This window comes from Microbacterium sp. SCN 69-37, from assembly GCF_001724435.1.
In the GTDB taxonomy this organism is placed as follows: domain Bacteria; phylum Actinomycetota; class Actinomycetes; order Actinomycetales; family Microbacteriaceae; genus Microbacterium; species Microbacterium laevaniformans.
In genome coordinates, this window is record NZ_MEEL01000026.1 from 26994 (window position 1) to 44709 (window position 17716).

A 17716-nucleotide genomic window follows, 5' to 3' on the forward strand; every position below is an offset into this window, starting at 1 on the left:
CATCGAGTCTACGAAGGCCTCCGACATCCTCGGGCGGACGCCCCGGCGCCCGCGCCGAGCTCGCCTCACGCTCAACCTGAAGGTGAGGCGCTTAGGCTGAGGCCATGGCCACTCCCGAGTTCGTCCTGTCGCTGCGCGAGAAGATCGGCACGGCGCCGCTGCCGCTGGTGGGCGTGACAGCCGTGGTGTTCAAGGACGAGAAGGTGCTCCTCGGCAAGCGGGCGGACAACGGGGCCTGGCAGTGCGTGTCGGGCATCGTCGATCCCGGCGAGGAGCCCGCCGACGCGGCCGTGCGCGAATGCCGAGAAGAGGCGGGTATCGGCGTGCGCGCCGTGCGTCTCGCTCTGGTCCACCAGCTGCCCCGCACGACCTACGCCAACGGCGACCAGGTCGACTACCTCGACCTCGTCTTCCGCTGCGACTGGGTGTCGGGCGATCCGTTCCCCGCCGACGGCGAACTGACCGAGGTGGGCTGGTACGGACTCGGCGAACTGACCGAGGTGGATCCGGCCCACGTCCGCAAGATCGCGTTGGCCGTCGCCGAGGACGATCCGGCTTCGTTCTCCGGCGGGCGCTGACGCGTCAGCGCCCGCGGGCGGCGAGGATGTCCGCGCGCACCTGACGGCGGATGACCTTGCCGACCAGAGAGCGCGGCAGCGCCGGCACCTGGACGACCGAGCGCGGAACCTTGTACGCCGCCAGGTGGACGCGTGCGAACGAGCGCAGCTCTTCGGCGTCGAACACCGTCCCTTCGCGCATCACCACGGCCGCTGTCACCGTCTCCGACCCGTCCGAGCGCGGGATGCCGACGACCGCCGCGTCTGCGACGTCGGGATGCAGCAGCAGCGCGTTCTCGACCTCGCTCGGGCTGATGTTGAACCCGCCGCTGATGATCAGCTCCTTGAGACGATCCACGACGGTCACGAAGCCCTCGGCATCCACCGTCACGATGTCGCCGGTGCGCAGCCAACCGCCCGCCAGCAGGGTGCTGGCCGTCTCTTCCGGTCGTTTCCAGTACCCCTGGAAGACCTGCGGTCCGCGCACGAGAAGCTCGCCCTCGGCGCCGTCGTCGACGTCACGGGTGGGATCCGCGGGGTCCACGACGCGGATCTCGGTGCTGGGAAATGGCACGCCGACCGTGCCCGGCCTGCGCAGCGGCCCCATCGGGTTGCCGACGCTGATCGGCGACGACTCGGTCATGCCGTAGCCCTCCACGATGATGCCGTGGGTCGCCTCCTCCCACCGCAGCACGGTCGACGGCGGCAGCGCCATGGCGCCGGAGATCGCATTGCGCAGGCTCGAGAGGTCGATGCCGGCGCGCACGGCGGCGCGCGCCAAGGCGTCGTAGATGGGCGGCACAGCGGCGAGGAAGGTCGGTGGCGTGCGACGCATCGCGTCGAGGGTGAGGGTGACGTCGAACGTGGGAAACAGCACGATGCGCGCTCCGAGCGAGAGCGCCGTGGTCAGGCACAGCGTCAGACCGTACGCGTGGAAGAGCGGGAGCACGGCGTAGAAGACCTCGCGCCCCGGCACCAGATCCGGCACCCAGGCCGCCGATTGGGCCGCGTTCGAGCGGAGGTTGCGGTGCGTGAGCATGGCGGCTTTCGGGACCCCCGTGGTGCCGCTCGTCAGCTGCAGCGCGGCGAGGTCGTCCAGCTGCGGACGCGGAGTGCGCCGGCGCACCGGCCGATGCGACGCCACCCGTGTCCAGGTGAGCACGCCCTTCGCGCGCGGGGCCGTCGTCAGCGCCGCCCGCGAGGCACGCGCCTTCGCGAGCGGAAGGCGCAGCGCGGCCCGCATGCGGGCCGGCATCGCGTCGGTCATTCGCACCGCGATGACGTGGCGGGGACGGATGTCGGAGGGAAACTCCGCGATCGTGTCGGCGACGGCATCCCACACGATCGCCACCCGGGCGTGATGCACCTCGAACTGATGTCGAAGCTCCGGTGCTGTGTATCTCGGATTGTGCTCGACGACGATCGCACCGAGCCGCAGCACGGCGTAGAAGGCGACGACATGCTGCGGGCAGTTCGGGAGGATCAGCGCGACGCGGTCGCCGGGCGCGACGCCCATGCGTCTCAAGCCCTCGGCTGCCCTGGCGACCCGGTCTCCGAGTTCGCGATACGTGGTGACCGCTCCGAAGAACTCCAACGCGGGGCGACGAGGATAGCGTCGGACGGAGTCGTCGAGCATGTCGACGAGGGTCTGCGCGACCGGTTCGATCTCGGCGGGCACCCCCGGCGCGTAGGAGGAGAGCCAAGGACGGTCGGACAGCGACATCCCTCCAGGCTAGGCGCCCTTACGTACGTCCGCCGGCATGAGTCGAAGCTCAGCCCCGGAGGACGTCGAGCGCGTGTGCGAGATCGACCGGATAATCGCTCCTGAACGTGACCCACGCGGTCGTGGTCGGGTGCGCGAACGAGAGTTCGTGCGCGTGCAACCATTGCCGGGTCAGCCCCAGACGTGCCGACAGGGTCGGATCGGCACCGTACAGCGGGTCGCCCACGCACGGGTGACGATGGGCGGCCATGTGGACGCGGATCTGGTGGGTGCGTCCGGTCTCCAGATGGATCTCGAGGAGGGATGCCGAGGGGAACGCCTCGAGCGTTTCGTAGTGGGTGACCGAGTCCTTGCCATCAGGCGTGACGGCGAACTTCCACGAATGCGAAGGGTGGCGTCCGATGGGAGCATCGATCGTTCCGGCCAACGGATCGGGATGCCCCTGCACGACCGCGTGGTAGATCTTCTCGACCTCGCGCTCCTTGAACGCCCGCTTGAGTGCGGTGTACGCACGCTCCGCTTTTGCGACGACCATGAGGCCGCTGGTACCGACATCCAGTCGATGGACGACGCCCTGGCGCTCGGCTGCTCCCGTGGTGGCGATGCGGAAGCCGGCGGCCGCCAGCGCGCCGAGCACCGTCGGGCCTTCCCACCCGAGCGACGGGTGCGCGGCGACGCCCGCGGGCTTGTCGACGACCACGATGTCGTCGTCGTCGTAGACGATCGCGAGGTCCGGAACGGCGACCGGGACGATCTCCGGTTCGCGCCGCTCCTCCCACTCCACCTCGAGCCAGCCCGCTGCACGCAGGCGGTCGGATTTGCCCAGCGCGCGGCCGTCCATCCGCACCCCGCCGGCCTCGGCGACCTCAGCGGCGAAGGAGCGGGAGAACCCCAGCATCTTGGCCAGCGCGGCATCCACACGGGCGCCGTCGAGGCCGTCGGGCACGGGCAGGACGCGAGACGGCATCAGGCCTCACGCGGGGCGGTCGTGGTGTCGTCTTCGCCGGGGGCGGCGGGCTCCATCGCGGCGGACTCGTCGGCTGCGCGGCGCTCGCGACTGCCGTCGAGGCGAACGCCGATCAGTACCAACAGCGCGACGCCGATCATCATCGTCACGATGAACATGTCGGCGACGTTGTAGATCGCCGGATTCATGCCCAGCCACATCCAGGGCGTGTTGATGAAGTCGACGACGTGGCCGACCAGGAAGCCGGGGTCGCGGAAGAGCCGGTCGCTGAGGTTCCCGAGGATTCCGCCGAGGAGCAGACCCAGCACGATCGCCCACACGCGCGCACGCACCCGCGTCACCGTCAGGGAGACGATGACGACGGCGGCGACCGTCATGACGATCGTGAAGATCCACGTCTGACCTTCGAGGAGGGAGAAGGCGGCGCCGGGGTTGCGTGTCAGATAGAACTGGAGTGCGTCGCCCCAGACCGGCACGGGCTGCTGGAACGGAAGAGTGGTGAGGGCCAGATACTTGGCGAACTGGTCAGCGGCCAGCACCAGCGCCGCGAGAATCGCGACGATGGCACCGGCCGCTGCCCTGTTCAGGCTCCGACGCGGAGCACTGCGCTCTGTGGCGTGGTCCGTCACCGGGCTCAGGAAGCCGAGACGGAGGACGCGCCCGAGGTGGCGCCGGCGACGTCGAGGTCGCGCAGCTTCTCCTCGATGAACCCGCGCAGCTGCGAGCGGTAGTCACGCTCGAACTGACGCAGCTCGCTGATGCGGCCTTCGAGCGTCACGCGCTCGCTTTCGAGGCGTGCCATCTCGTCGCGGCCCTTGGCCTCGGCCTCGGCGAGGATCGAGGCGGCCTTGGCCTGTGCCTCGGAGATGAGCTTGTCGCGCTGGGCCTGGCCTTCGGCGACGTGCTCGTCGTGCAGGCGCTGGGCCAGTTCGATGATGCCGGCAGAAGCGGCCACGCCGCCGGCTGCGGGAGCCTCGACCGCGGGAGCGGGAACGGACTCGACGACGGCGGGAGCCGACTCCTCGACGACCTCGGCGCGAGCAGACTCACCGGACTCGTACGCAGCGAGCTTGGCCTTCAGCTCTTCGTTCTCGGCGATCGTCTTGCGCCACTCGACGACGATCTCGTCGAGGAAGTCGTCGACCTCATCCGGGTCGAAACCCTCCTTGAATCGCACGTGCTGGAACTGCTTCGTGACGACGTCTTCCGGGGTCAAAGCCATGGTGTTTCCTCTTTCGGGGCTCACGACGCGGGCCGATTCGGTCGGCCCGCCACCGGCGAGCCGTACTGACCAAGTGTAGTCGGCGGTGGTGGGGCGTGCGACGGGGGGCTAGAGACGCTCGATGACGCGGACGATCGTCAGCAGCACGAAGCAGGCCAACATCGTCACCGGAAAACCGAGGTCGAGGGCGATAGGGCCGATCCGCAACGGGGGAATCAGCCGGCGGAAGAAGCGCAGCGGCGGATCGGTGAGGGTGAAGACGGCCTCGGCGAAGACGAGGCCGAATCCCCGCGGACGCCACTGACGATTGAACATCGGGATGTACTCGAGAACGAGTCTCGCCAGCAGCACGAGGATGTAGAGCAGGAGAAGGACGTCGACGACGAATGCCGCCAGGCGCACGAACTCCACGACTACTGGCTGAAGGGCGCGGACTCGGGGTCGGCCTGAGCCACCGTGCCGTCACCGGAGATCGCGACGTTCTCGGGCGAGAGGAGGAAGACCTTGCTCGTCACGCGCTCGATGCGACCGTACAGCCCCAACGACAGGCCGCTCGCGAAGTCGATGAGACGCCGGGCATCGGCGTCGCTCATCTGCGAGAGGTTGATGATGACCGGGATGCCGTCGCGGAAGTTCTCCGCGATGATCTGCGCGTCGCGGTACTGCTTGGGGTGCACCGTGAGGATCTCGCTGACGGTGCCCGCGGTCGGCTGACGCACGACGGTGGGACGGTGGAGCGGGGTCACAGGGGCCGCCTTCTCGATCGGGCGCTCGCTCGAGCGCTCACGGCGTGCAGGCGTCTCGGCAGCGGGCTCTTCGTAGACCTCTTCCTCATCGGCGAGGCCCAGGTACACCATGGTCTTCTTGAGCGGGTTCGACATCGCATTCCTCCGTTTGCTCGTCTGTTCTGAGGCTAGCCGCGGTCAGGGCGCGGTCCCGTGATTGCGGTGCCGATCCGCAGGTGTGTCGCGCCGGCGGCGATCGCTTCGGCGAAATCGCCGGACATGCCCGCCGACATCCACGTGGCATCCGGAACGACCCGTCGCACCGTCGCCGCGGCCGCGGCGAGGCGCTCGAACGCCTCCGCAGGCGCCTGCGCGAGCGGGGCGACGGCCATGACACCACGAAGTCGCAGCGACGCGCACCGTGCAGCGATGTGCGTCGCCAGGGCCTCGACGTCGTCGGGCGCCGCTCCCCCGCGCGCGGGGTCGTCCGTGAGATTCACCTGGAGGAAGACGTCGAGCGGAGTGCCCTCGGGATCGGCGGCATGCAGGGCGTCGGCGACGCGATCGCGGTCGACGGAGTGCACGCAGTCGGATGCCGCGCGCACCGCCTTCGCCTTCTTGCTCTGCAGCTGTCCGATGAAGTGCCATCGCACGTCGTGGACTCTGTCGGCGGTCTCGGCCCGCTTGGCGCTCAACTCCTGCTGCCGACTCTCGCCCACGTCGTGCACGCCGAGCGCGGCGAGATCGTCGATCAGCCGCGCGGGGTGGAACTTGGTGACGACGATGCGCGTCAGCTCACCGGGGTCGCGGCCGACCGCCCTGGCCGCATCCGCGATGCGGGCGTCCAGGGCGGCGAGTCGTTCGGCCAGTGCGGTCACTTCAGGAAGTCGGGAATGTCCAGGTCGTCGTCGCCGTACACCGAGTCGTAGGACTCCGCCGCGGGGGCCGACACGGTGACAGCCTGCCTGTCCTCGACCGCCGCACCCTCTCGTGCGGCCTCTTCGGCAGGCACGGCCGGCACCAGGGGCGCCGCCGGGCGCGCCGCGGTGATGGGCTCGATGCGCGCCTGCGGCTCGCCACCGTCGAAGCCCGCGGCGATCACCGTGACCCGCACCTCATCGCCCAGCGTGTCGTCGATGACGGTGCCGAAGATGATGTTGGCTTCGGGGTGCGCAGCCTCCTTGACGAGCTGCGCGGCGTCATTGATCTCGAAGATGCCCAGGTTGGATCCACCCTGGATCGACAGCAGGACGCCGTGCGCGCCTTCGATGGACGCTTCCAGCAGCGGGGACTCGACCGCGAGCTCGGCGGCCTTGATAGCGCGGTCCGCGCCGCGGGCCGAGCCGATGCCCATGAGGGCGGAGCCGGCGCCCTGCATGACGCTCTTGACGTCGGCGAAGTCAAGGTTGATCAGACCCGGCGTGGTGATCAGATCGGTGATGCCCTGCACACCCGCGAGCAGAACCTGGTCGGCGGTGGCGAAGGCCTCGATCATCGAAATGCCGCGGTCGCTGATCTCGAGCAGTCGGTCGTTGGGCACGACGATGAGAGTGTCGACCTCTTCCTTGAGCTTCGCGACACCCGCCTCGGCCTGACTCTGCCGACGGCGTCCCTCGAAGCTGAACGGCTTGGTGACGACACCGATGGTCAGCGCGCCGATCGACTTCGCGATGCGCGCGACGACGGGGGCGCCTCCGGTACCCGTGCCACCGCCTTCTCCCGCGGTGACGAAGACCATGTCGGCGCCCGCAAGGGCCTCCTCGATCTCCTCCGCGTGATCCTCGGCAGCCCGGCGCCCCACCTCGGGATCGGCGCCGGCGCCGAGTCCGCGCGTCAGCTCGCGGCCCACGTCCAGCTTGACGTCGGCGTCGCTCATCAGCAGAGCCTGGGCGTCGGTGTTCACCGCGATGAACTCGACACCCCGCAGTCCGAGCTCGATCATCCGATTGACGGCGTTCACGCCGCCGCCACCCACACCCACGACTTTGATCACCGCGAGGTAGTTCTGGTTCTGGCTCATGCCGGCCTCCATTGTGTCCCGAACCCTGACTGCTAAACCTTGAACCTCTAGTTGAGGTTTAAAGAATTGCTCAGTATGCAATTCCTTGATTGAAGGTATGCGGCAGCCCTCCTGCCGACCGAGAGGCTGGGGGCGTGTCGCGCAGAAAAGCCGTGTCGAGTGCTACCGAACGACGATCGTGCTCGGCGACGACACGTCGTAGCTGCGCGCCCCGGGGCGCGCCGTCATGATCGCGGCGAGATTCTTCGCCTTCAGCGGCGAGGCATCGGCGTTGCCCCAGACCACCGTGGTTCCGCCGGAGCCGAGGGTGAGGGTGACGTCGTTGGGAGACGTCGCCGCGATCGCGGTCACCTGAGCGCGGATATCGTCCGGGAGTGCTCGGAAGACCGTTCCGACGGCGCTGAAGGCGGGTGAGGACAGCCCGCCGGTCACGGTGAGCACGGGATGCCCTGCGGCCGGCTGAGGCGCGGTCGACAGGGCGACACCCGCGGCATCCACCAGAGTGAAGCCGGCGGGAGTCTGAATGGACCCGATCGGAGTGCGCTCCACGATGCGCACCACGAGCTCGTGGGGCGGGCGGGCCTCCAGCGAGTACGACTCCACAAGCGGGAACTTGACAAGAGCGGCTTTGACGGCGGACGAGTCGACCAGCGGCAGCGGAGTGCCCAGCTGCCCGTCCAGCGCGGTCTCGACGGACGCGGAATCCAGCGTGGAGGTGCCGACGACGGTGATCTGCTGCACCGCGAAGAGCGGGCTGTAGGCGACGCCGAGCGTGCCCAGAACGAGCAGAAGGAGCGCGGAGCCCGCGACGATCCACGTCATTCGCCGCCGACGCTGACGCGCGGTGAACCGCCGCACCTCGGCGCGCAACGCGCGGCGCCTCGCCCGTGCGGCCGCCCACACTTCGCGCACGCCGACAGGCACTTCCTCCTCACCGACCGGGATATCCGCCGGCTCATCGATTCGGGGCGGCGACGACACCCAGAGAGGCGTCAGCGGGGCGGTGGGATGATCGCCGCGGTCCGCGGCGTTCTCCTCGACAGGAGCGTCCGCCCGACGGGGCGGACCGACCTGACGCACGGGCGTCTCGACGCCGCGATCCGGCGTCGGGTCGCGATCGGGCGAACCCTGATCCGGCGCCGGGAGCGGCGTCGGCCGACGCATGGACTATGCCTCCGCCGTCGGCGTCGACAGCGCCTCGAGCACCTGCGGGATGATCTGGTAGACGTTGCCACACCCGAGGGTGATGACGTAATCGCCCTCCCGCGCGACGGTTGCGGTGTACTCGGCCGCCTCCTGCCAGTCGGCCACGTAGTGCACCTTGGAGGGATCGCGGAAGGCTCCGCTCACGAGCTCCCCCGTGACGCCCGGCACCGGGTCCTCGCGCGCACCGTAGACGTCGAGCATGACGGTGTGGTCAGCATAGGATTCGAGCACATCGGCGAACTCGCGGTACATCTCCTGTGTGCGCGAGTACGTGTGGGGCTGCTGGATGGCGATGAGGCGACCGTCACCGACGACAGTGCGCGCCGCAGCCAGCGCGGCGGCCACCTCGGTCGGGTGGTGCGCGTAGTCGTCGTAGACGCTCACGCCGCGCTGGACGCCGTGGAGCTCGAAGCGTCGCACCGTGCCGCCGAACCCCTCCACGGCACGCAGGGCGGGCTCGAGCGCGTATCCGAGCGTGAGCAGCACCGCCACGGCGCCCGCCGCGTTGACCGCATTGTGGGCCCCCGGTACGGCGAGCCGCCCGGTCACCGTCTCGCCGTCGTGCGTGATCGCGAAGGAGACAGGGCCTTCGGTCACGACATCGCTCAGACGGACATCGGCGGCGGCATCCTCCCCGAACGTCACGACCCGCTCATGGCGAAGCGTCTGCGCGACCCGGCGAGCGCCGGAGTCGTCGGCGGAGATGACGACGGCCTCTCGTGCCGCGTCGCCGAAGCGAACGAAGCCGTCGTAGAAGGCGTCGCGCGACTCCCAGTGGTCGAGGTGGTCCGGATCGACGTTGGTGATCAGCGCGACAGACGTGTCGTACAGCAGGAATGTGCCGTCGGACTCATCGGCTTCGATGACGAACAGCTCGTCGCCGCCCGTGCCGCTGGAGACGCCGAGATCGGCGATGACTCCCCCGTTCACGAACGTCGGCGCCGTGCCGAGTGCACGCAGAGCCGTCACGAGCATGCCGGTGGACGTCGTCTTACCGTGCGCACCGGCGACGCTCACGAGTCGGCGCCCTCCGATCAGCCAGTACAGCGCCTGGGAGCGATGGATGACGTGCAGGCCGCGCTCCTTCGCGAGGAGGAACTCCGGGTTCTCCGGCCAGATGGCGCCCGTATGGATCACGGCGTCGACATCGTCGGGAAGGTTCGCCGCGTCGTGCCCGACATGCACGGTGGCGCCCCGTGCCGCGAGAGCCCGGAGGGCGGTGCTGTCGGCGCGGTCGGAGCCGGAGACCCGGATGCCGCGATCGAGGAACATGCCGGCGAGTCCCGACATGCCCGATCCACCGATCCCGATGAAGTGGGCGGCGGTGATGTCCTCGGGGATGGGCAGGCTCAGGTCGGGTCGAATCATGGCTCGTCAAGTCTAGGTCGAGGCCGCCTGAGCGGATGCTGCGGCGCGCGGCGCACGAACGGGCTTGAGCGCGACCACCACCTTGTCTGGACACGTTGATACGAATGGTGATACAAAAGCGTCATGGATCCGCAGACCGCGCTGACGACGAACATCGTTCTCGTCGCCCTCAGTGGGGTGCTCGCGGGCTGCTTCCTCGCGTGGGCCCTCCTGCCCTCACGCAGCGAACGCCGAGCGCTCAGATGGTCGGAGAACGCCGACCTGCCATTGCAGGAGTCGCCGATCGCCGATCGGATCGTCGCACGCCTGCGCCAGGATGCGATCACGGCTGCCACCGGTGCCGCAGTCGGCGTCGCACTCGGGGCGCTGGGACTGCTGTCACCGGTCGGCAAGGACCCCGACTTCCCGATCACGTTCCTGTTGCCGATCATGCTGACCGTCTCCGCCCTGGTCAGCGCGGCCGTCGGCGTTCGCGCGCACCTCTTCGCTCCGGACCCGCTCTCGCGTCGCGTCGCGCGAACGCGGGCACTCACCTCCGCGGATTACCTCGGGGTGACGCGCCGGGCGCTCTGGCTGGCGACCGCGATCCTGTCCCTCTGCGCAGCGATCGGGGCCTCGTGGCTTCTCCTGCATCCCTCGCCCTCGTTCACCCCCGGCCTCGCCGTGGCGGCTCTCGTCATCGGCCTGCTCGGTGTGAGCGGCGTGCCCCTCGTGCACCGGTTCGAGCGAATGCTGCTCGAACGCGCGCAGCCGGCGTCTACCCCCATCGAGCTCGCCTGGGACGATCTGTTCCGAATCTCGACCCTGCACAGTGTCCGCATTGCCTGCGCGGCCCCCGGCGTGATCAGCGCCGCGCTCGTGGTCACGGCGATCACCGGAGACCGCTTCCTCGCGTCACAGATCATCGTGTGGTCTCTGCTCGCCCTTCAGCTCGTCTTCCCCACGACGAGCCCTGGGCTGCCCGCTCGTCTGCGTCCGCGCCCGCGTCTTCAGTCAGTGCCCGCAGGAAGCTCCCTCGCATGATCGTCATCGACCCGGCATCCGCGGTGCCCCCGTTCGAGCAGCTGCGGCGCCAGCTGATCGACGACGTGTCGAGCGGCGCACTGTCCGCCGGCACCCGTCTGCCGACCGTGCGTCGGCTGGCCGAGGATCTGGGGCTTGCTCCCGGCACCGTCGCGCGCGCCTACCGCGAACTCGAGGCTGCCGGCATCATCGAGACACGCGGGCGCAACGGCACCTTCGTCGCCCCACAGGGTGACGCAGCCCTCCGGGAAGCGCAGCGCGCTGCCGCGAGCTTCGTCGACCAGGTTCGCACGCTGCGCATCGATCCCGAGCAGGCCCTCGCGCTCGTTCAGGCCGCGTTGCGCAGCGCGCCCACCGCTCCCTGAGCCTCATCCGTCCCCGCTTGTCGCAGCGAGGCACGCGCAGCGACCGAACAGGACGGACGAAGCCGATCGTCGGCCCCGCCGGGCCCGCTCAGCCCGCGAGCGCGCGATCCAGCATCGCGATCACGGATGCCGTGCCGGCACGCGCGGCGGCGGTTCGCGCCTGCGCCGCGGCACGCATCGCCGACAGCGCCGTGTCGTCGCGCAGCAGCGGCACGATCTGCTCACGCACACGGTCGGGGCTGAACGCGGCATCCTCGATCAGCTGTGCGGCGCCGGCGGCCACGGCTCCGCGCGCGTTGAGCGCCTGTTCTCCGTTGCCGACGGCGTACGGCACGTAGACCGCGGGGATGCCGAGAGCCGACACCTCGCTCACGGTGGCCGCGCCCGAGCGCGAGACCACGAGATCCGCCAGCGCCAGCGCGAGGTCCATCCGGTCGAGGTAGGGAACGATCCGGTAGTCGGGGTGTCCCGGGTCGACGATCGGGTCGCGGTCCCCCGCGGCGTGCAGCAGCTGCCAGCCGGCGTCGATGACCGCGGGCCATGCCGCGGCGAACGTCTCGTTGAGCCGGCGCGCGCCCAATGATCCGCCGAACACGAGGAGCACGGGACGGGCCGGGTCGAGGCCGAAGAAGCGCGCCGCCTCGTCGCGCATCGTCGTGCGATCGAGCTCGACGATCTCCGCGCGCAACGGCATACCGACCGTCTGGGCGCGGCGCAGCGGGGTGTCGGGGAACGCCGCTCCCACGCCCGCCGCGCGGCGGGCGCCCAAGATGTTCGCCAGTCCAGGGCGCGCGTTCGCCTCGTGCACGACATACGGCACCCCCTCGCGGCGGGCGGCCACGTACGCGGGAGCCGACGCGTAGCCGCCGAACCCGGCGACCACATCGACGTGATGATCGCGGATGTGCCGCCGCACCTGCCCGACGGCGCGATGCCACGCCAGCGGGAACCGGAGCGCGGCGAGGTTCGGCCGACGCGGAAAGGGGACCTTGTCGACGATCAGCAGCTCGTATCCGCGTTCGGGCACGAGACGGGCTTCGAGCCCTTCGCGCGTGCCGAGGACGAGCACGGATGCCGCGGCATCCCTCGCCCGCAACCCGTCGGCGACGGCGAGCAGCGGATTCACGTGCCCGGCGGTGCCGCCGCCGGCGAGGAGATAGGTCGTCGAGGAAGCCGGCGTCGTCACCCGAGAGAGCCTACCGGCGGCGGGGCAGCGGCTCAGCGGCGATTGCGGTCGAGGCGGGAGCGACAGGGATCGTCCGCGCGAAGGACAGCAGCACACCGCAGGCGAACAGGACCGACAGCAGCGAGGTACCGCCCTGTGACATGAACGGCAGCGGCACCCCCAGCACCGGCAGCAGACGCAGGACGACACCGATGTTGACGAGAGCCTGCCCGACGATCCAGACGATGATGCCGCCCGTGACGATGCGGATGAAGGGGTCGCGGGTCTTACGGATGATCTGGAAGGCGGCGATCGCGAACACCGTGAACAGCAGGAGCACCACGGCGCAGCCGACGAGTCCGAGCTCCTCACCGAGGATCGCGAAGATGTAGTCGTTCGACCGGGCCGGCAGCCAGCCGTACTTCTCGCGCGAGTTTCCGAGCCCGAGTCCGAAGAGCCCCCCGTTGGCGAGGGCCCACACTCCGTGCACCGCCTGATAACAGTCACCGACAGCCGCGTTGTAGCAGTCCATCGAGTCGAAGTTGACGAAGCTGCTCATGATGCGCGCCATGCGGTTCGAGTTGGTCACCGCGAAGAACACGGCGGAGACCACCACGACGATCAGCGGGATGATGAAGATGCGCAGCTTCACACCGGAGAAGAACAGGCAGCCCAGCAGGATCGCCATGAGGATCATTCCCGTGCCCAGGTCCTCGCTGCCGACCGCGACCAGTCCGATGACGAGACCGCCGACGGGAACGACCGGGATGAACACGTGGGCCCAGGACCCCAGCAGCGTCTGCTTGCGAAACAGCACGTAGCCGAGCCAGAGCGCGAGGGCGAGCTTGAGGAACTCGGAGGGCTGCGCCTGAATGCCGCCGATCTGGATCCAGTTCTGGTTGCCGTCGTTGGCCACGCCGAGGCCCGGGACGAACACGAGCATCTGGAAGCAGGTGGCCGCGATCAGAGCGGGCCAGGCGATCCGCTTCCAGAACGTGACGGGCAGCCTGCTCGCGATGAACATGAGCGGGATGCCGATGACGGCGAAGATCGCCTGCTTCATGACGACCTCGAACGGGCTCTGACCGGCGGCCATGGCCGAGGCCATCGTCGCGGACAGGACCATCATCAGTCCGAACCCCGTCAGCAGCAGAGCGGTCGAGGCGACGAGCAGGAACTCGCTGGACACCGGCGCGAACACGCGTCCCAGGGAGACGCGTGCGGCGAAGCCCGACGTCGCGGCGTCGTCGGGCCCGTCAGCGGCGGGACGGGTCGGCGGGGTCGTCGTGGTCATCGGCTCCCCCTCCGTCTGTCGCGCCGGTCTCGTTCGGTGTCTGCGGGGCGGACGAGGAGGTCCATTCCCGCACGGCCATCGCGAAGCGGCGACCGCGGTCGGCGTACGAGTCGAATTGATCGAAGGATGCCGCGGCGGGGGCGAGGAGAACCACGTCACCGTCACGGGCGATCCGTGCCGCCGCAGCGACCACGTCTGCCATGACGTCTTCAGTCTGAGCGTGGTCGACTTCGATGACGGGAATGGCCGGCGCGTGTCGCGCGAACGCCTCCGTGATCGGCGCACGTTCGACGCCGATGACGATGACCGCCTTGACACTCGGACCACGTGCGGCGACGAGATCGCCGATGTCCACGCCCTTCATATCACCGCCGACGACCCAGACCGCTCCTGGGAACGCCGCCAGCGATGACGCGGCCGCGTGCGGGTTGGTCGCCTTGGAGTCGTCGATCCACGTGATGCCGCCTGCGGTGGCGACGACCTCGATGCGGTGGGCATCGAGCCGGAAGCTGCGCAGGGCCTCCGCGATGCGCGCGGGCGGCACATCCAGCGCGCGGGCCAGCGCGGACGCGGCGAGGATGTTCGCGACGATGTGTGGAGCGATCAGACCCTGAGCGGCGAGCTCGTCGAGCGTGGTGATCTCCAGCGCGCTGGTGCGTCGATCCTCCAGGAAGGCGCGGTCGACGACGATCCCGTCGACGATGCCGAGATCGCTCGGACCTGGAACCCCGAGATCGAAGCCGATCGCGCGACACCCGTCGACGACATCGGCTTCTTCGACCATGATGCGGGTCGCGACGTCGGACTTGTTGTAGACACAGGCGACGCGCGTGTGCTGGTACACGACCGCCTTCGCATCGCGGTACGCGGCGAATGAGCCGTGCCACTGCAGGTGGTCATCGGCGAGGTTCAGGCACACGCTCGCGAAAGGCGACACCGGCTCCGATCCCTCCTGCAGTGAGAGGTACCACAGCTGATGACTGGAGACCTCGACGACGAGCACGTCGAACCCGCTCGGGTCACGCACGGCGTCCAGGATCGGCACGCCGATGTTGCCGCACGGCGCGGCACGCAGTCCGCCGGCGACGAGCATCGTCGCGGTGAGCTGGGTCGTCGTCGTCTTGCCGTTGGTACCGGTGATCAGCACCCAATCCGCGGACGTGCCGTCCGGGCGCAGAACCTTGTCGCGAACGCGCCAGGCGAGCTCGATGTCTCCCCACAGGGCCGTGCCCCGCTCGCGTGTCCAGGCGATGACCGGATGGTGGGGCGCGAAGCCGGGCGAGGCGACGACCACTTCGGGGTCGAAGTCGACGAGCTCGGCCGGAACGGAACTCAGCGCACCCACGTGCAGGCGCGCTCCGATCACGGGCAGCAGCCGTGCGTACTCCTCGCTCGCCGACTCGCTGAGCACGAGGACCTCCGCGCCGAGCTCCGCGAGGGTGTCGGCGACGGAGAACCCGGTCATCGACAGACCGAGGACGGCGACGCGCAGTCCGCGCCAGGGCGCATTCCAGCTGCGCAGGGCGTCGAGGTCGCGGGTGCCCGTCACAGCGCCGACAGCCATTCGACGTAGAACAGGGCGACGCCGGTCACCGCGAGCATGCCGGCGATGATCCACATGCGCACGACGATCGTGATCTCGGGCCAGCCGCGCATCTCGAGGTGGTGGTGGAACGGGCTCATCAAGAAGAGACGCTTGCCGCCGGTCGCCTTGAAGTAGATGCGCTGCAGGATCACCGACCCCGGCCCGATGATGAAGACGCCGGCGATGATGACGGAGAGCAGCTCGGCGCGCGCGAGGATCGCCATTGCGGCGATCACGCCTCCGATGGCCATCGAACCGACGTCTCCCATGAAGATCTTCGCCTTGGGCGCGTTCCACCAGAGGAAGCCCACGAGGGCACCCACGAAGGATGCCGCGATGATCGTGAGGTCCATCGGGTCGGGCGTGGCATAGCATCCGCCGACGTAGGCGTTCACGAGCGCCTCACTCGCACAGCGCTGCTGGAACTGCCAGAAGGTCACGAGACTCAGCGCGGAAACGGTGAAGATGCCGGATCCGGTCGCGAGGCCGTCGAGTCCGTCGGTGAGATTGGTCGAATTCGACCACGCGACAGAGATGAACGTGATCCAGATCAGATACACGATCCAGCCGACGACCGCCCCCAGGGCGAAGAACGACAGCATGGGGATGTCGCGGAAGAAGGAGACGTACGGGGACGCCGGCGTCTCCCCCCGTGCGTCGGGGAAGTTCAGCGCCATGATGCCGAAGGGCACCGCGACGAGCACCTGGCCGACGATCTTGCGCCACCCCGACAGACCGAGGCTGCGCTGCTGGCGCACCTTCATGAAGTCGTCGATGAAACCGACGATGCCGAATCCGACCATCATCCAGATCACGAGCAGGCCCGAGATCGACGGCGGCGCTCCTCCGGTCAGCGTGCCGACGACGTAGCCGACGATCGAGCCCACGATGAAGACGATCCCGCCCATCGTGGGTGTTCCGCGCTTCGTCTGATGGCTGGGGTTGTGCGCGTTCTCGGGGGTGCGGATGACCTGACCCCAGCCGAGCTTCTCGAATAGCCGGATGAACAGCGGCGTGAGAAAGAGGGTGAACGCGAGCGAGATCGTCGCAGCCGCCAGCAGTGATCTCACGAGAACGATTCTCCCAGACGATCGCCGAGGTGCCGCAGGCCCGCGGAGTTGGACGACTTCACAAGCACCCGGTCGCCGTCGCGGAGCTCACCGCGAAGATAGTCGAACGCCTCGTCCACCGTCTCGAAGAAGACCGCTTCGCCGTCCCACGAGCCCTCGCCGATGGCGGCGAGGTACAGACGGCGGGCGTCGCGTCCGACCACGACGATGCGCTCGATGCGCAGGCGCACCGCGAGCAGACCGACACGGTCGTGCTCTTCGCCGGCGAGGTCACCGAGCTCATTCATCGCGCCCAGCACGGCGACCTTGCGCTCGCCCGGGCCGGCGATCTGCGCGAGCGTGCGCAGAGCCGCGGCCATCGAGTCGGGACTCGCGTTGTACGCGTCGTTGATGATGCGGACCCGGTCCGAGCCCATCGGCTGCATCCGCCAGCGCTCGGCGATCTCGAGCGTCTCCAATCGCGCGATCGCCGCGTCGGGGGCGACCCCGAGCTCGCGCGCCGCGGCCAGCGCGGCCAGCGCGTTCATGACGTGGTGCTCGCCGAGTACGCGCAGTCGCAACGGCCATCGTCCCTCAGGGGTCACGACGGTGCAGGTCGTGCCCGCGGCGGTGACCTCGACGTCCTCCGCGCGCACCTCCGCTGCGGATCCTCGCCCGAACCACCGCACGTCCACACCTCGGGATGCCGCGACGTCGGCCATCGTGACGACACGCGCGTCATCGCGGTTGAGGACGGCGACTCCACCGGGGCGCACCGCCTGGACGAGCTCGGTCTTCGCCTTCAGCGTCGCCTCGACTCCGCCGAAGCCTCCCGCGTGGGCCAAGCCCACCATCAGGACGACGCCGACGTCGGGCGTGACGAGTCCGGCGAGCTTCGCGATCTCGCCGGGGCCCGACGCGCCGAACTCGCTGACCAGGAAGCGGGTGTCCGCGCCGACACGGAGCATCGTCAACGGTGCGCCGACCTCGTTGTTGAACGAGCCGCGCGGAGCGATGGTCTCGCCCTCGCCCTCGAGGATGCGGGCGAGCATGTTCTTCGTCGTGGTCTTGCCGTTCGACCCCGTGATGCCGACGATCCTGAGCCGACCGTGCTCGCGCACGGCGGCGACGACCGCGCGCGCCAGGTGCGACAGGGCAGCCACGGCGTCTGCGACGACGATCTGACTGACCGGCGCGTCGACGAGCCGCTCGACGATCGCGAGGACGGCTCCGGAGGCGACGGCCCCGGCGACGAAGTTGTGGCCGTCGGTGACTTCTCCGGGCTTGGCCACGAAGATGTCACCGACGCGGATCTCGCGGGAGTCGGTGTCGACGTTGCCGTCGACCACCGTGTCGGGGGTGTCATCGGCGGCCAGGTGCAGGGTGCCCGCCACAGCGGCGGCGACCTCGGCGAGCGTCATCCGGATCATAGGCTTTGTTCCTCACG

The 17716-nt window shown here is 69.2% G+C and carries 18 protein-coding genes; 3 read left to right on the forward strand and 15 right to left on the reverse strand.

Features of this window, described 5'->3' with window-relative positions; translation table 11 throughout:
• Positions 1–104 precede the first annotated feature (104 nt).
• Positions 105–578, forward strand: coding sequence for an NUDIX domain-containing protein (locus tag ABS64_RS07325; protein WP_292682279.1), 474 nt, complete (start codon positions 105–107; stop codon positions 576–578).
• A 4-nt stretch (positions 579–582) separates the two neighbouring features.
• Here ABS64_RS07325 and ABS64_RS07330 read toward each other — a convergent pair whose 3' ends face one another.
• The 10 genes from ABS64_RS07330 to murC form a co-directional block, all read right to left on the reverse strand.
• Entirely contained in the window at positions 583–2280 is a 1698-nt protein-coding gene (locus tag ABS64_RS07330; protein WP_292682281.1) for a long-chain-fatty-acid--CoA ligase, read from the reverse strand.
• A 49-nt stretch (positions 2281–2329) separates the two neighbouring features.
• Positions 2330–3247 (reverse strand): RluA family pseudouridine synthase, encoded by a 918-nt coding sequence (locus ABS64_RS07335; protein ID WP_292682283.1) that lies wholly within the window; start codon positions 3245–3247, stop codon positions 2330–2332.
• On the reverse strand, positions 3247–3876 hold the full coding sequence (locus tag ABS64_RS07340) for a signal peptidase II (RefSeq protein ID WP_061681671.1): 630 nt from the start codon (positions 3874–3876) through the stop codon (positions 3247–3249). The genes ABS64_RS07335 and ABS64_RS07340 overlap by 1 nt, the downstream gene beginning before the upstream one ends.
• 5 nt (positions 3877–3881) lie before the next feature.
• Positions 3882–4469, reverse strand: a complete 588-nt coding sequence (locus ABS64_RS07345; RefSeq protein WP_061681673.1) for a DivIVA domain-containing protein — start codon at positions 4467–4469, stop codon at positions 3882–3884.
• 108 nt (positions 4470–4577) lie between these two features.
• The gene (locus ABS64_RS07350) at positions 4578–4880 is read right to left on the reverse strand and encodes a YggT family protein (RefSeq protein WP_061681675.1); all 303 of its coding nucleotides are present in this window, start codon (positions 4878–4880) and stop codon (positions 4578–4580) included.
• A 2-nt stretch (positions 4881–4882) separates the two neighbouring features.
• Positions 4883–5350 (reverse strand): cell division protein SepF, encoded by a 468-nt coding sequence (gene sepF / locus ABS64_RS07355; RefSeq protein WP_036318274.1) that lies wholly within the window; start codon positions 5348–5350, stop codon positions 4883–4885.
• A 32-nt stretch (positions 5351–5382) separates the two neighbouring features.
• On the reverse strand, positions 5383–6072 hold the full coding sequence (locus tag ABS64_RS07360; protein WP_292682291.1) for a YggS family pyridoxal phosphate-dependent enzyme: 690 nt from the start codon (positions 6070–6072) through the stop codon (positions 5383–5385).
• Positions 6069–7214: a cell division protein FtsZ gene (gene ftsZ / locus ABS64_RS07365; RefSeq protein WP_292682294.1), complete on the reverse strand. Its 1146-nt coding sequence runs from the start codon at positions 7212–7214 to the stop codon at positions 6069–6071. Before ftsZ ends, ABS64_RS07360 begins: the two co-directional genes overlap by 4 nt.
• Positions 7215–7376: 162 nt before the next feature.
• The gene (locus tag ABS64_RS07370) at positions 7377–8378 is read right to left on the reverse strand and encodes an FtsQ-type POTRA domain-containing protein (RefSeq protein ID WP_292682296.1); all 1002 of its coding nucleotides are present in this window, start codon (positions 8376–8378) and stop codon (positions 7377–7379) included.
• A 3-nt stretch (positions 8379–8381) separates the two neighbouring features.
• A complete protein-coding gene (murC, locus tag ABS64_RS07375) occupies positions 8382–9788 on the reverse strand; it encodes a UDP-N-acetylmuramate--L-alanine ligase (protein WP_292682298.1) in 1407 nt (468 codons plus the stop codon).
• A 123-nt stretch (positions 9789–9911) separates the two neighbouring features.
• Here murC and ABS64_RS07380 point away from each other — a divergent pair, with 123 nt between their 5' ends.
• Positions 9912–10811, forward strand: coding sequence for a hypothetical protein (locus ABS64_RS07380; RefSeq protein ID WP_292682300.1), 900 nt, complete (start codon positions 9912–9914; stop codon positions 10809–10811).
• The gene (locus ABS64_RS07385) at positions 10808–11176 is read left to right on the forward strand and encodes a GntR family transcriptional regulator (RefSeq protein WP_016465360.1); all 369 of its coding nucleotides are present in this window, start codon (positions 10808–10810) and stop codon (positions 11174–11176) included. The genes ABS64_RS07380 and ABS64_RS07385 overlap by 4 nt, the downstream gene beginning before the upstream one ends.
• A gap of 88 nt (positions 11177–11264) precedes the next feature.
• Here ABS64_RS07385 and ABS64_RS07390 read toward each other — a convergent pair whose 3' ends face one another.
• Genes ABS64_RS07390 through murF form a run of 5 tightly spaced genes read right to left on the reverse strand, consistent with a single transcriptional unit; the run spans position 11265 to position 17699 of the window.
• On the reverse strand, positions 11265–12362 hold the full coding sequence (locus ABS64_RS07390; RefSeq protein ID WP_292682305.1) for a UDP-N-acetylglucosamine--N-acetylmuramyl-(pentapeptide) pyrophosphoryl-undecaprenol N-acetylglucosamine transferase: 1098 nt from the start codon (positions 12360–12362) through the stop codon (positions 11265–11267).
• Positions 12363–12372: 10 nt separating this feature from the next.
• Entirely contained in the window at positions 12373–13635 is a 1263-nt protein-coding gene (gene ftsW / locus ABS64_RS07395) for a putative lipid II flippase FtsW (RefSeq protein WP_292682308.1), read from the reverse strand.
• Positions 13598–15199 carry a UDP-N-acetylmuramoyl-L-alanine--D-glutamate ligase gene (murD, locus tag ABS64_RS07400; protein WP_292682311.1) on the reverse strand — a complete coding sequence of 534 codons (1602 nt, stop codon included), beginning with the start codon at positions 15197–15199 and terminating at the stop codon, positions 13598–13600. Before murD ends, ftsW begins: the two co-directional genes overlap by 38 nt.
• Positions 15181–16290 (reverse strand): phospho-N-acetylmuramoyl-pentapeptide-transferase, encoded by a 1110-nt coding sequence (mraY, locus tag ABS64_RS07405; RefSeq protein WP_036315383.1) that lies wholly within the window; start codon positions 16288–16290, stop codon positions 15181–15183. The genes murD and mraY overlap by 19 nt, the downstream gene beginning before the upstream one ends.
• On the reverse strand, positions 16287–17699 hold the full coding sequence (murF, locus tag ABS64_RS07410) for a UDP-N-acetylmuramoyl-tripeptide--D-alanyl-D-alanine ligase (protein WP_292682317.1): 1413 nt from the start codon (positions 17697–17699) through the stop codon (positions 16287–16289). The genes mraY and murF overlap by 4 nt, the downstream gene beginning before the upstream one ends.
• Positions 17700–17716 lie beyond the last annotated feature (17 nt).

Bases quoted from the DNA above. Each gene is read 5' to 3' on its own strand.
- ftsW (WP_292682308.1), bottom strand. From the start codon at position 13,635: ATGACCACGACGACCCCGCCGACCCGTCCCGCCGCTGACGGGCCCGAC.
- ftsZ (WP_292682294.1), bottom strand. From the start codon at position 7,214: ATGAGCCAGAACCAGAACTACCTCGCGGTGATCAAAGTCGTGGGTGTG.
- murC (WP_292682298.1), bottom strand. From the start codon at position 9,788: ATGATTCGACCCGACCTGAGCCTGCCCATCCCCGAGGACATCACCGCC.
- ABS64_RS07330 (WP_292682281.1), bottom strand. From the start codon at position 2,280: ATGTCGCTGTCCGACCGTCCTTGGCTCTCCTCCTACGCGCCGGGGGTG.
- murF (WP_292682317.1), bottom strand. From the start codon at position 17,699: ATGATCCGGATGACGCTCGCCGAGGTCGCCGCCGCTGTGGCGGGCACC.
- ABS64_RS07385 (WP_016465360.1), top strand. From the start codon at position 10,808: ATGATCGTCATCGACCCGGCATCCGCGGTGCCCCCGTTCGAGCAGCTG.
- ABS64_RS07325 (WP_292682279.1), top strand. From the start codon at position 105: ATGGCCACTCCCGAGTTCGTCCTGTCGCTGCGCGAGAAGATCGGCACG.
- ABS64_RS07380 (WP_292682300.1), top strand. From the start codon at position 9,912: ATGGATCCGCAGACCGCGCTGACGACGAACATCGTTCTCGTCGCCCTC.
- ABS64_RS07335 (WP_292682283.1), bottom strand. From the start codon at position 3,247: ATGCCGTCTCGCGTCCTGCCCGTGCCCGACGGCCTCGACGGCGCCCGT.
- ABS64_RS07370 (WP_292682296.1), bottom strand. From the start codon at position 8,378: ATGCGTCGGCCGACGCCGCTCCCGGCGCCGGATCAGGGTTCGCCCGAT.
- ABS64_RS07345 (WP_061681673.1), bottom strand. From the start codon at position 4,469: ATGGCTTTGACCCCGGAAGACGTCGTCACGAAGCAGTTCCAGCACGTG.
- murD (WP_292682311.1), bottom strand. From the start codon at position 15,199: ATGGCTGTCGGCGCTGTGACGGGCACCCGCGACCTCGACGCCCTGCGC.
- sepF (WP_036318274.1), bottom strand. From the start codon at position 5,350: ATGTCGAACCCGCTCAAGAAGACCATGGTGTACCTGGGCCTCGCCGAT.